Source organism: Saccharopolyspora kobensis, assembly GCF_900108315.1.
Lineage (GTDB): Bacteria > Actinomycetota > Actinomycetes > Mycobacteriales > Pseudonocardiaceae > Saccharopolyspora > Saccharopolyspora kobensis.
Genome location: NZ_FNVB01000004.1, coordinates 29,038 through 40,983 on the forward strand (window position 1 = coordinate 29,038; position 11,946 = coordinate 40,983).

At 71.0% G+C, this 11,946-nt stretch carries 12 protein-coding genes; 3 read left to right on the forward strand and 9 right to left on the reverse strand.

The features are described 5' to 3' along the window. Nucleotides 1–117 precede the first annotated feature (117 nt). Nucleotides 118–564, reverse strand: a complete 447-nt coding sequence (gene mce / locus C4T78_RS12970; protein WP_093357605.1) for a methylmalonyl-CoA epimerase — start codon at nucleotides 562–564, stop codon at nucleotides 118–120. 131 nt (nucleotides 565–695) lie between these two features. Between mce and C4T78_RS12975 the strand changes: the two genes are divergently transcribed. From C4T78_RS12975 to C4T78_RS12985, 3 genes are all read left to right on the forward strand, one after another. Then, nucleotides 696–1,700: a hypothetical protein gene (locus tag C4T78_RS12975; protein ID WP_093357603.1), complete on the forward strand. Its 1,005-nt coding sequence runs from the start codon at nucleotides 696–698 to the stop codon at nucleotides 1,698–1,700. Between the two features lie 371 nt (nucleotides 1,701–2,071). Further along, nucleotides 2,072–3,259: an acetyl-CoA C-acetyltransferase gene (locus C4T78_RS12980; protein WP_093146779.1), complete on the forward strand. Its 1,188-nt coding sequence runs from the start codon at nucleotides 2,072–2,074 to the stop codon at nucleotides 3,257–3,259. A gap of 134 nt (nucleotides 3,260–3,393) precedes the next feature. Further along, nucleotides 3,394–4,158 (forward strand): hypothetical protein, encoded by a 765-nt coding sequence (locus C4T78_RS12985; protein WP_093357602.1) that lies wholly within the window; start codon nucleotides 3,394–3,396, stop codon nucleotides 4,156–4,158. Between the two features lie 221 nt (nucleotides 4,159–4,379). Here the strand turns inward: C4T78_RS12985 and C4T78_RS12990 are convergent, their stop codons facing one another. From C4T78_RS12990 to C4T78_RS13025, 8 genes are all read right to left on the reverse strand, one after another. Continuing rightward, entirely contained in the window at nucleotides 4,380–5,699 is a 1,320-nt protein-coding gene (locus tag C4T78_RS12990; RefSeq protein WP_093357601.1) for a DNA polymerase IV, read from the reverse strand. Between the two features lie 145 nt (nucleotides 5,700–5,844). After that, a complete protein-coding gene (locus C4T78_RS12995) occupies nucleotides 5,845–6,264 on the reverse strand; it encodes a TipAS antibiotic-recognition domain-containing protein (protein WP_093357600.1) in 420 nt (139 codons plus the stop codon). Between the two features lie 169 nt (nucleotides 6,265–6,433). After that, entirely contained in the window at nucleotides 6,434–6,619 is a 186-nt protein-coding gene (locus tag C4T78_RS13000; protein ID WP_093357599.1) for a hypothetical protein, read from the reverse strand. Nucleotides 6,620–6,720: 101 nt separating this feature from the next. Then, complete coding sequence (locus C4T78_RS13005; protein WP_093357597.1) at nucleotides 6,721–7,698, reverse strand: ABC transporter substrate-binding protein; 978 nt, start codon at nucleotides 7,696–7,698, stop codon at nucleotides 6,721–6,723. 45 nt (nucleotides 7,699–7,743) lie between these two features. Beyond that, nucleotides 7,744–8,787, reverse strand: coding sequence for an ABC transporter permease (locus tag C4T78_RS13010; protein ID WP_093357596.1), 1,044 nt, complete (start codon nucleotides 8,785–8,787; stop codon nucleotides 7,744–7,746). Next, the gene (locus C4T78_RS13015; RefSeq protein WP_093357595.1) at nucleotides 8,787–9,551 is read right to left on the reverse strand and encodes an ATP-binding cassette domain-containing protein; all 765 of its coding nucleotides are present in this window, start codon (nucleotides 9,549–9,551) and stop codon (nucleotides 8,787–8,789) included. The genes C4T78_RS13010 and C4T78_RS13015 overlap by 1 nt, the downstream gene beginning before the upstream one ends. Continuing rightward, the gene (locus C4T78_RS13020; protein WP_235863827.1) at nucleotides 9,548–10,591 is read right to left on the reverse strand and encodes a class I mannose-6-phosphate isomerase; all 1,044 of its coding nucleotides are present in this window, start codon (nucleotides 10,589–10,591) and stop codon (nucleotides 9,548–9,550) included. The genes C4T78_RS13015 and C4T78_RS13020 overlap by 4 nt, the downstream gene beginning before the upstream one ends. Then, nucleotides 10,588–11,562, reverse strand: a complete 975-nt coding sequence (locus C4T78_RS13025; RefSeq protein WP_093146772.1) for a LacI family DNA-binding transcriptional regulator — start codon at nucleotides 11,560–11,562, stop codon at nucleotides 10,588–10,590. Before C4T78_RS13025 ends, C4T78_RS13020 begins: the two co-directional genes overlap by 4 nt. Nucleotides 11,563–11,946 lie beyond the last annotated feature (384 nt).

Genomic DNA, 11,946 nt, shown 5'->3' on the forward strand with positions numbered 1-11,946 from the left:
CGGAACCCGTGTGCGGATGCCGCTCCTGGCGATGCGCGGCCGTCCTCGCCGGGAAATCCGCCAGTGGTGACGCAGCGTTCGCTCTCGTAGCCGCTGTCGCCCGGAGGTGCGCTGTCCTCAGTGGACTTCGGCGGGCTCCACGAGCTCGACCAGCACACCGCCGGCGTCCTTGGGGTGCACGAAGTTGATCCTGCTGTCCGCGGTGCCGCGGCGCGGCTCGTCGTAGAGCAGCCGGAGGCCCTTGGCGCGCAGCGCGGACATGGCGGCCTCGACGTCGGTCACCCGGAACGCGAGCTGCTGCAGGCCGGGGCCGCTGCGGTCCAGGAACTTCGCGATCGCCGAGTCTGGCCGCAGCGGCGCGAGCAGCTGCAGCTGCGTCGCGCCGGTCGCATCACCGGGAGCCCGCAGCATCGCCTCGTGCACGCCCTGCTCCTCGTTGACCTCGGAGTGGGTGACTTCCAGACCGAAGGTCTCCCGGTGGAAGGCGATCGCCGCCTCCAGGTCCGGGACCGCGATGCCCACGTGGTCGACCGCGGTGACCAGGCCGTTGAGTTCTGCTCGCATGCCCGCACCCTAGCCGCGCGCGCGGGCCTGGGAAAAGCGTGGAAAACGGAAGATCGAATTGCCCCGATGGGCGGAGTCGGGTGACCTTGCTTCGCACGAACATGTGGCTGATTCACATGAGAGGGGCGCGCATGGAAAGAAGGCAACGTGGGCCGGCCCGCAGATCCGCAGTGCTGCTGGCCTCCGTCGGACTGGTGCTGGGGCTAGGCGCACCGGCCCTGGCCGTCGGCGGCGACGGCGTGCCCAGCGGCGGAGGAGGCGACAACCCGAGGGCCGACGACCTGCGCCGCGAACGGGCCTGGGTCCGCCTCGGCGACCTGAAGTTCGGCGCAGAACCATACGAAGCGGTGAGCGCGGCCGCCACCGAGGCGGCGGGGAAGGCGTCCTGCGAGATCAGCGCGGGCGACGCCACCAACCTGGTGCTCTCCCCGACCTGGCCGGAGGTCTCCGGCTCCGGTGACTCGCCATCCCCGATGACGCTGTCCCGCTACGACGACCAGACCTCCCTGGCCGACCCCGAGCAGCGGGACAAGGGACTGTTCTTCAACCCCGGCGTCGGGATCTGGCAGCTCGACTCGGCAGGCCTCGGCGCGGACGAGACCGCGGCGACGGCCATCGACTCGGTCGGCGCGGCCGGGAAGATGGCCCCGTACATCGTCGGCAAGTACTGCAGCGCGGTCGACGGCGGCGCCACCGCGGCGCAGGCCCGGGCGACCGCGTGGAAGGACTGGCACGCCTGCGACCAGGGCGCCTGCGAGTCGATCTACCAGCGGCTGAAGACCGACGGCGTGGTCAAGGACGCCACCGTCGACCGCTACGGCGGAGCCGAGATGCGCAGCTGCACCTACGAGGGCGCCGAGTACGACTGCCTGTACGTCGACCCGACCGCCGCGCAGGGCGAGGACGCCTGGACCGTGCCGGACTACGGCCCCGCGCCGGTCCCGGACCCGTTCTACGTCTTCACCTACACCAAATCCGGAACCGAGTACGAAGTCCGCTACTGGCTCAAGAGCGACTCCGGCGCGTCCACCGACGTGTCGGCCTCCCGCGAGCTCGGCGTCAACGCGCGCACGAAGCTCTACTGGGAAGCCGAGTCCGGGCTCTGCGACACGACGACCGGTTCCGGCAACTGCTGAGGTGGTTGATTCCTTGCAGCTCTGAGGATCCGCGGCGGTGCGAGTTGCGAGGGTGGGGCGCGCTTGCGGCAGCTCATGCTGCTGTGCGCTGCTCCTCGCGGCTGCGGGCCGTGGAAAACGAATCAATCGTCTGACTTCCGCGGACCACCGCGCTCGCCCGGCGGGACTTCTCGCCGGGCGAGCGCGTCCTGCGTTCTGGCACTCCAGGCTGCGGGTGGTGCGAGCATGGGAACCTTCCTGTCACGCCGCCCGTATGGCAGTCGTCACACGCGGCACGGGGTGCCATCGCGGGTATGGTCCCGGTGGTGCGCGCCGGGTCATGATGGTGGTGGTGCGGCGCGACGAGGCGTGGCGGAGACCGGGAGGTAGTCGTGAGCAGTTCGGTGATCGTCGCTGGTGCGCGGACCCCGATGGGGCGACTGCTGGGGTCGCTCAAGGACTTCTCCGGCGCCCAGCTCGGCGGCTTCGCGATCAAGGCCGCGCTGGAGCGCGCCGGCGTCCGCCCCGACCAGGTCCAGTACACGATCATGGGGCAGGTGCTGACCGCTGGCGCCGGGCAGATCCCCGCGCGGCAGGCCGCGGTCGCCGCCGGGATCCCGATGGACGTGCCCGCGCTGACCATCAACAAGGTGTGCCTGTCCGGCCTGGACGCGGTCGCGCTGGCCGACCAGCTGATCCGCGCCGGTGAGTTCGACGTCGTGGTCGCCGGCGGGCAGGAGTCGATGACCCAGGCCCCGCACCTGCTGACCGGCTCCCGCGAGGGCTTCAAGTACGGCGACGTGCAGATGCTCGACCACATGGCCTACGACGGCCTGTTCTGCGCGTTCGACCAGGTGGCGATGGGTGTGTCCACCGAGAAGCACAACGCCCGCCACGCGGTGACCCGCGAGGAGCAGGACGCGTTCTCGGCCCGCTCGCACCAGCGCGCGGCCGCCGCGGCCGAGAAGGGGATCTTCGCCGAGGAGATCGTCCCGGTGGAGGTCCCGCGCCGCAAGGGCGACCCGGTGGTCGTCGACACCGACGAGGGCGTCCGCCCCGACACCACCGCCGAGTCCCTGGCCAAGCTGCGCCCGGCGTTCGCCCCCGACGGCACCATCACGGCCGGTTCGGCGTCGCAGATCTCCGACGGCGCGGCGGCGGTCGTGGTGATGAGCAAGGCCAAGGCCGAAGAGCTGGGGCTGAGCTGGATCGCCGAGATCGGCGCGCACGGCGTCGTCGCCGGCCCGGACGCCAGCCTGCACGAGCAGCCCTCCAACGCGATCAAGGCCGCCTGCGCCAAGGCCGGCATCGACGCCGCGGAGCTGGACCTGGTGGAGATCAACGAGGCGTTCGCCGCGGTGGGCATCGTGTCCGCCCGCGCGCTGGGCCTCGACGAGGAGAAGGTCAACGTCAACGGCGGCGCGATCGCCCTCGGCCACCCGATCGGCATGTCCGGCGCGCGACTGGCGCTGCACCTGGCGCTGGAGCTCAAGCGCCGCGGTGGTGGCACCGGCGCGGCCGCGCTGTGCGGCGGCGGCGGTCAGGGCGACGCCCTGATCCTCAAGGTGCCGACGGCCTGACGAACTCGCTCTGCGCGGCGGTGCGGATCGGTCCGCACCGCCGCTGGCGAGAACCCTGAGATCTCCCGGAGGGGAACCCCGAAATCCGCCCGGAACCATGATCGACTGGATCGGCCGGGGCTACCCTGGACGGCATGAAGTGGCTTCCAGGCGGATGGGATCGTGCCGATCGGGTCGACAACCGGGAGCGGCGGACAGTGCCTGCCGGTCAGATCGTCGGACGTGGCACCGCCCGGTACACCTCGGAGCGCCCCGAGATGCAGGAACCGGCCACGCGGGTGCAACCGGGCGCCGGGCACCGGCCCGTCGTCCTCGGCGCCGAGGCGCAGGACGTCGACGTCAGCGCCAGCAGCTTCCGGACGCTGCTCATCGGCGGTGGCATCAGCGGGCTGTTCACCGTGCTGATCGCGGCGACGCTGGTGAACAAGGGCAGCAGCGTCGGCCTGTGGATCTGGCAGCTCGTCTTCGGCGTGATCTTCCTGTGGTTCATCAACGGCTCCCGCGGCATGTTCAGCGGCCGCGGCTTCCTGCTCGACCGCAGCGGCTTCTACGTGCGCACCTACGGCCAGGTCTTCGGCGTGCCCTGGGACGAGATCAAGGCCGCAGGCATCGGTGCGCTGCCCTGGATCGAGAACCGCCGCCCGGTCTCGCCCGAGCGCCGCAAAGCGCTGGAGATCTACCCGGCCGACCCGGGCTTCGCCGCGCGGCACCCCGAGCTGGAGCGCTGGCGGGTGACCGAACCGGCGTCGATGCCCGGCATGCCGGGCGAGCGCTACCGCTTCCACCTGCCGCCGTTCAGCCGGGTGCCGAAGACCCTGGAAGCGGCGGTGCAGGACATCGCCCCGCAGAAGTGGGTCGGCCACTACCGCCGCCAGCTGCCGAAACCGCAGCAGGACTGATTCGAGGTTTCCACGCTCGTTTTGCGTGGCGGTGCGGGTAGCGGAACCTCAGCGCCCGCCTGGACTGCGGGTGCCCAGCCTGATGTATGACCAATACACGGCGGCTGGGCCGTCCTCGCCAGGCGGACGCTGAGAACCCGCGGCGGTGCAAGCTGCGAGGGTGGGCTAAACGCCTCCGGCATTTCAAAGACAAAGACGAGCCCGCTCCCGAGGACTGCCCGTCACCAGCCGAGGCTGTCCGCCGGGTCCGCCGCGCTCAGCAGCGGGTCGTCGATGGCGAACGTCTTGGCCACCCCGCGCCCGGTGGCCGCGGTCTCGAACCGCACCGTGACGCGGCCGTGCCCGGCACCCTGCACCCAGCCGTGCCCGAACTCCGCGTGCGCCACGTCGTCACCGGCCCGCCACTGCCGCACCTCCGGCTCCGGGTCCGGCCGTGACGCCGGCTGCGGCGCGGGTTCCGCCGGATCGTGCTCGTCGGCGGGGTTGCCGAACAGCGGCTCCTGCTCGGAGGTCGCCAGCCCCGAGTAGGAGACCCCGACCAGCCGCACCGGCGTCCCGGGCGGCACCGCGATCGGCAGCAGCCGCCGCGCCGCGGCCGAGAGCGCGCCGAAATCGCTGGTCGCCGAGGCGAAGGTCTCGGCACGGCTGATGGTGGTGAAATCGGAGTCGCGAACCTTGAGCGTCACCGTGCGCGCGGCCCGGCCCGAGGACACCAGCCTGCGGTGCGCCGACTCGGCGACCCCGAGCACCTCCGACTGCAGCTCGGCCCGATCGGTGATGTCGACGTCGAAGGTGGTCTCGGCGCTGACCTGCTTGGCCTCGGCCCGCTCCGCCACCGGCCGCTCGTCGATGCCGTGCGCGAGCCGGTGCAGCTCGGTGCCGTGCGCCTGCCCGAGCAGTGAAACCACATCACCGAGGTGCAGATCGGCGAGCTCACCGATGGTGTGCACCCCGATGCGGTGCAGCTTGGACTCGGTCACCGGGCCGATGCCCCACATCTTGCGCACCGGCAGCGCGGACAGCAGCTCCAACTGCTCCTCGGCGGGCACCACCAGCATCCCGTCCGGCTTGGCCAGGTCGGAAGCGATCTTGGCGAGCTGCTTGCCCGGCCCGGCACCGATCGACGCGGTGACCCCGACCTCGCGCTGCACCCGGGCGCGCAGCTGGGTGGCGAAGTGCTCGACGCGTTCGGTCGGCGCGTCGGCCAGCTCGGCGGGTTCCAGGAAAGCCTCGTCCACCGACACCTGCTCGACGATGTCGGACACCTCCCGCACGATGCCCAGCACCCGCTGGCTGACCAGCTGGTAGGCGCGGAACCGCGGCGGCAGCACCACCGCCACCGGGCATCGGCGCCGGGCCTCGGCCATCGACATCGCCGAGCGCGCCCCGTACTCGCGCGCCTCGTAGCTGGCGCCGGCCACGGTGCCGCGCGGGCCGAGCCCGCCGACGAGCACCGGGCGGCCCCGGATGGTGGGACGGGTCAGCTGCTCCACGGACGCGAAGAACGCGTCCATGTCCATGTGCAGCACCCATCTCCGCATGGCGACCATTCAACGGGATCGCCCCGACAGTCGCCGACGCAGCCGGGACGGGGGTGCGAGCATGGGAACTTTCCTGTCACCGATCCCGCGCCGGGCCGCTGCGAGGATGGGAACCTTCCTGTCACCCCACCCCCGAAAGCGCAGGTCAGCGGAGGTTGGCCCAGGCGTAGGTGATCATCGCCTCGCGGAGGTAGTCGGCCATGCCCTTGGGCTTGCGGCGCTCGATGCGGCGGCGGAACTTCGGCTGGTTCACGTACATCTCGGCCAGCCGCAAGTAGGAGGCCCGGTCCGGGGTCCAGAAGTTGCCGATCCAGCGGCAGTGCTCGCCGACGACCTGCTGGGTGCGCGGATCGTTGCTGGGCACGCCGGTGGCGAACAGCTCGGCGATGCTGGAGCTGATCCGGTTCCAGTCCTGGCCGATGCGCTGCGCGATCGCCTGCCGCTGCTGCGGGGTGACGGGTTCCTTGACGCCCGCGGGCATCATGTTCCCGATCAGGGCGGTTCCGTCCTCGACGGCCTCGGCCTGGTCGAGACCGGGATTCCCAAACACCTTGTCCGGCTGCACGGCGTCCCTTCCTCCAAATCCGCGCGGGTACGGGCACTCCGACAGAGCACAGGCAGTGATCATCGCTCCACGATTTCGCTAACGATGTTCATCTGCCCGGGGCACATTAGCGGAGCTGTGCGGGCACCGCGGGTGATTGTGAAGATCCGCTACCGGCCTGTGACGCCGATCAATCCCGCTGCTCGGAGTCGGTGTCGTCGTGCTCGCCGGAGTCGGCCTGCGCGGGCGGCGCCAGGTAGACCACACCTCGCTCCAGGTCCAGCGGGCCACCCGGATCGTGGCCCTGCGAGATGCCGGTCTCGTCGCCCTCGTGCTTCAACTTGCGCCCGGGGAGGATCTCACCGAAGGAAGCCATGTCCCCACGGTAACCGCGCGCGAGCGGACCGGTGACAGGAAAGTTCCCATCCTCGCAGCGCGCGGAAGCCCCGGACGCCGGGTCCGGGGCTCAGGCCGCGATCAGCAGCTGGACTTGTAGAAGTACTGGCTGCGCTGGTCCATGTTGTCGCGGGTGATCGCGATCATCTCGGTCTTGGTCTCGCGCTCCACCGGCTCGCCCTTGATCGCCGCGATCGCGCGCTGGACGCCTTCCTGCCCGATCTTGCCCGGGTTCTGCGCGATGAGCGCCTGGACCCGGCCGTTGCGCAGATCCTCGACCTGCTTGGGGCTGGCGTCGAAGCCGACCAGCTGCACCTGGCCGGACTTGCCCGCGTTGGACAGCGCGGTCGCCGCACCTTCACCGGTGTTGAGGTTGGTGCCGAACACGCCCACCAGGTCGGGGTTGGCGGCCAGGGTCGCCGAGACGATCTGGGCGGCGGTCGCCGGCTCGTTCTCGGTGTACTGGGTCGGCAGCAGCTTCAGGTTCGGGTGCTTGGCGATCTCGTCCTCGAATCCCTTGGCGCGCTCGTCGGTGGTCGAGGTGCCCGCCTTGGTGTTCAGCGCCAGCACCGAGCCCTGCTTGTCGCCGACCAGCTGGGCCAGGGTCTGGGCGGCGATGCTGCCGCCCGCGTAGTTGTCGGAGGACAGCGAGGTGACCGCGATCGAGCGGTCCTCCAGCGCGGTGTCGACCTCGACGACCTGGATGCCGTTGGCCTTCGCCTGCTGCAGCGGCGCGGCCAGCGCCTTGTCGTCGGTCGGGGCGATGATCACCGCGCCGGGCTTGGTGCTGACGATGCCGCCCAGGATCTGCGACTGCTCGGCCTGCTCGAACTTCTCGGGGGCCTGCACGTTGATCTGGTAGCCGGCCGAGGCGGCCGCTTCCTGCGCCGCGCACTCGATGGAGACGTAGAACGGTTCGCCGCGCATCCCGGTGATCAGCGCCAGGTTCTTGTTGTTCGGGTCGGTCTGGCCGCCACCGGTGTCGCCGATCTGGCCGGTCCCGCAGCCCGCCAGCAGCAGTGCCGCGCCGATCGCGAGCACCGTCTTGCGAGTTCTCATCCGAATCACCCTCCACACGCCGTTGTGCCGGTTGGTCGAAGAACTTCAGCGGTTGTTGCGCGCACGTCGTCGGCGCTGGTCCAGCCAGACAGCTGCGACGAGCACCGCGCCGACTGCGATCGGCTGCCAGAACGGCCGGACTCCGGCCATCACGAATCCGGCGTCGAGCACCGCCGGGATGAACACGCCGATGACGCTGCCCAGCACCGTGCCGATGCCGCCGAACAGGCTGGTGCCGCCCAGCACGACCGCCGCGATCGCGTTGAGGTTGTCGTTGCTGTGGCCGCTGATCGTGGTGGTGCCGAAGTAGGCCAGCGACATGAATCCGGCCAGCCCGGCGAGCACGCCGGTCAGGGTGTAGACGGCGATGAGGTGGCGGGTCACCTTGATCCCGCTTCGGCGGGCCGCTTCGGCGTTGGAACCGATCGCGTAGGTGTAGCGGCCGAAGGCCGTGGTGTGCAGCAGCCAGATCGCCAGCAGCGTGACCAGCGCGGCCAGGATCACCAGGTTCGGCACGATCCCGAACGACGTCCCGGTGCCGAGCGTGGTGCGCAGCGCGCTGGGCACGGTGCGCACGTCGATGCCGTTGGTGAGCAGCTGCGCGGCACCGAGTGCCGCGCCGAACGAGCCCAGCGTGACGATCAGCGCGGGCACGCGGGCCACCGCGACCAGCAGCCCGTTGAGCACGCCCCACAGCGCGCCGCCGACCAGTGCCACCACCAGGCCGATCGCGATCACGCCCCAGCCGGCGTCGGTGGCGTCACCGCCGCTGAGCCCCTCCATGGTCATCGCGGAGACGACACCGGAGAACACCAGCACCGAACCCACCGACAGGTCGATGCCGGAGGTGATGATCACGAACGTCATGCCGACCGCGAGCATCAGCAGCGGCGCCGCCTGCACCAGCAGGTTCTGCGCGTTGAACAGGGTGAGGAAGGCGTCCGGGCGAAGCGCGCCGAACAGCGCGCACAGCGCGATCAGCACCAGGCCGGTCCAGAGCGTGTTGGAGGAGGCCAGCCGCGCGCCGACGCCCTTGCCCCGCGGCGCTTCCTCCACAGTGGATTTCTGGGTCTCCTGCTGGGTGGGCATCAGCTCGCGTCCTCCTGCGCCAGCGCGCCGGTCATCGCACCGACGAGGTCTTCCAAGGTCGCCTCGGCGGCGTTGAACCGCGCCACCCGGGTGCCGAGGCGCAGCACCTCGACCCGGTCCGCCACCGACAGCACTTCCGGCATGTTGTGGCTGATCAGCACCACCGCGATGCCGTTGTCGCGCACCCGGCGGATCACCTCCAGCACGCGTTCGCGCTGCACGACGCCCAACGCGGCGGTCGGCTCGTCCATGAACACCAGCTTGTCCGCCCACGCCACCGACCTGGCCACCGCGACGCTCTGCCGCTGACCACCGGACAGCGATCCGATCGGCACCGTCAGATCCGGCAGCGAGACGCCGAACTTGGCGAACTGCTCGGCGGCCTGCGCGCGCATCCCGGCCTTGTCCAGCATGCCGAGCTTGCCGAGCAGACCCGGGCGCCGGAGTTCCCGGCCCAGGAACAGGTTCGCGGCCGGGTCCAGGTCCGGGGCGACCGCGAGGTCCTGGTAGGCGGTTTCGATGCCGTGCGCGCGGGCGGTCGTGGGCGAGTCCAGCACCACCGGAGCACCGGCGACCCGGATCTGCCCGGAATCCGGCTGCTCCACCCCGGAGAGGCATTTGACCAGTGTGGACTTGCCGGCCCCGTTGTCACCGATGAGCGCCACCACCTCACCGGGGTGGACGGTGAACGACGCGCCTCGCAGCGCCTCCACGCCGCCGTAGCGCTTGACCAGGTCGCGGGCTTCCAGCAGTGGTTCGGTCATATCCGGCTCCCGGCGGAGGGTGGGCGGCAGTGCACCAGGGTGAGATCGCCTTCCAGCTGAGCGGCCCCGGCCGCGTGCGGGATCACCGCGGTGCTCCCGCGCCGCAGCGCGAGTTCGCTGCCGCTGTCCGTGCGCAGCTTTCCGCTGCCCGACAGCGCGATCAGCACCCCGAAGGAGGGCTCGAGCTCGACCGCGCCGTGCAGCCGGTCGGCCCGGAAGAACGGCGCGGCATCGTCGGCCAGCAGCCCGACCCGCGCCGCGTCCTGGTCCGCGGTGCGCTTGATCAGCGACGCCAGCACCTCGTCGCCGAAACCGCTGCGGTTGAGCGTCTGCAGCGCGGTCCGCTGGTCCATGCCGAGGAACGCGCTCTCGGCGTCGCTCAGGAAACCGCGCCACTCCAACGTGATGGAGAAGTCCGTCGGCTGCTGCAGCTCGACGATGAACACGCCCTCGCCGATCGCGTGCGGCGTGCCGGCGGGCACGTGCACGGTGTCGCCGGGACGCACCGGGATCTCGTTGAGGGCGCTCAGCATCGAGGACGAGTCCTGGGTGCTCACCCAGTGCTCGACCACCTCTGGCGCCACGTCGTCCCGGAAACCCAGGTGCACCACCGGGTTCGGCCCGCTCGTGCCGACCACGATCCACGCCTCGGTCTTGCCGAACCGCGAACCCAGGTGCTGCTGGGCGAACCGGTCGGACGGGTGGCAGTGCACCGGCAGCCGCTGCCCGGCGTCGAGCAGCTTGACCAGCAGCGCCGTGCTGTCGCCGAACGCGGCCACGTGCTCGGGACCCAGCCACTGCGCGGGCGCCTCGCGCACCGCGTCGCGCAACCAGCGCCCGTCGGGCAACCGGGACAGACCCGATTCGGGCTGGCCGAACCGCGTCGTGGTGGACCCGACCCAGTCCTCCGGGCCGAATTCGCGATCATCTCCACCGCCGCGCAGCGCCGCGATGGAGGCGCCACCGCGGTAGAACTGCTTCGGCTGGTTGGCGGGCAGGACGATCGCCCGCACCGACTGATCATCGTGGACAGAACTCACCGTGCAACCTCTCCAGAACCTCGGGCAAGCAGCCGGGTGGGGACGACGATCCGGCGCGGCGGGGTGCGGTCGCCGTCCAGCCGCGAGAACAGCAACTCGGCCGCCGACCGGCCCAGCGCGCTGGTTTCGTGGGTGACCACCGTGATCGGCGGATCCAGCAGGTCGGCGAGCTCGAAGTCGTCGAAGCCCACCAGCGCCGGCCGGTCGGGCCGCCCCGCCAAGGCGCGCAGGGCGTGAATGGTGATCCGGTTGTTGCCGGTGACCAGCGCGGTCGCCCGCCGCAGCGTGGTGCGCAGCGCCTCGGCCACCGACTCATCGGTGTGCGGGCCCATCAGCACCAGATCGGATTCGAACGGAACCCCGGCCCGGGCGCAGCCCTCCCGGAAACCGCGCAGCCGCTCGGCGGCGGTGTGGATCTCCGGCGCGTCACCGAGGAAGGCGATCTCCCGGTGCCCGTGTTCGGCCAGGTGCTGCGCGGCCAGCGCGGTGCCACCGGAGTTGTCGATGAGCACGGCGTCGGCGTCGAGGTTGCCGGGCGGCCGGTCCACGAACACCACCGGTGTGCCCGCGTTGATCTCGTGCGCGATGTAGCCGTGCTGGTGACCGGCGGGCACGACGATCAGCCCGTCGACGCGCCGCGCGCAGAACTCCAGCACCAGCTCGCGCTCCCGCGCCGGGTCCTCATCGGACGAACCGGTGAGCACCTGCTTCCCGCGCATCCGCGCGACTTCCTCCACCGCGCGGGTGAGCACCGAGTAGAACGGGTTCGCGAGGTCTTCCAGCACCAGGCCCAGCGTCCCGGTGCCGGTGCCGCGCCGGAGGTTGCGGGCGCTGAGGTTGCGCCGGAACCCCAGCTGGTCGATCGCCGACAGCACGCGCTCCGCCGTGGCCGGGTGGACGCCGCTCTCGGCGTTGACCACCCGCGACACGGTCTTGATGCTCACGCCGGCCAGCCGCGCCACGTCGCTCATGGTGGCGCGCCGGACGTTCCCGGAGTCAGACAACGTTGTCATGGCGAGCGGCATTGCACCCCACCGCGGAACCCGCTGTCAATGCCGCCGCGCGCCATTGCTGCCACCCGGCCCCGCAACGGCAACCGATCGGCCCAACCCGGCGGGTGGGATGACAGGAAGGTTCCCATGCTCCACCCGCCCCCGGGCGTCGCGGCGCCAGGAATGACAGGAAGGTTCCCATGCTTCAGGTCAGGGCCCCGGCCGGTGACAGGAAAGTTCCCTTGCTCGCATCCCAGGAACCCGGGTCAAGGCGGCGGACGGCGGCAGTGCGCGCAGCTGATCGGCATCGCGCCGTGTCGAAACCGGACAAGAACGGCTGGCCGCATTGACCGCGCCGACACG

Excerpts from the sequence above, each read along its gene's own strand:
- mce (WP_093357605.1), bottom strand. The coding sequence starts at position 564 with ATGCGAGCAGAACTCAACGGCCTGGTCACCGCGGTCGACCACGTGGGC.
- C4T78_RS12975 (WP_093357603.1), top strand. The coding sequence starts at position 696 with ATGGAAAGAAGGCAACGTGGGCCGGCCCGCAGATCCGCAGTGCTGCTG.
- C4T78_RS12985 (WP_093357602.1), top strand. The coding sequence starts at position 3,394 with ATGAAGTGGCTTCCAGGCGGATGGGATCGTGCCGATCGGGTCGACAAC.
- C4T78_RS12990 (WP_093357601.1), bottom strand. The coding sequence starts at position 5,699 with ATGCGGAGATGGGTGCTGCACATGGACATGGACGCGTTCTTCGCGTCC.
- C4T78_RS13000 (WP_093357599.1), bottom strand. The coding sequence starts at position 6,619 with ATGGCTTCCTTCGGTGAGATCCTCCCCGGGCGCAAGTTGAAGCACGAG.
- C4T78_RS13005 (WP_093357597.1), bottom strand. The coding sequence starts at position 7,698 with ATGAGAACTCGCAAGACGGTGCTCGCGATCGGCGCGGCACTGCTGCTG.
- C4T78_RS13010 (WP_093357596.1), bottom strand. The coding sequence starts at position 8,787 with ATGCCCACCCAGCAGGAGACCCAGAAATCCACTGTGGAGGAAGCGCCG.
- C4T78_RS13015 (WP_093357595.1), bottom strand. The coding sequence starts at position 9,551 with ATGACCGAACCACTGCTGGAAGCCCGCGACCTGGTCAAGCGCTACGGC.
- C4T78_RS13025 (WP_093146772.1), bottom strand. The coding sequence starts at position 11,562 with ATGAGCGACGTGGCGCGGCTGGCCGGCGTGAGCATCAAGACCGTGTCG.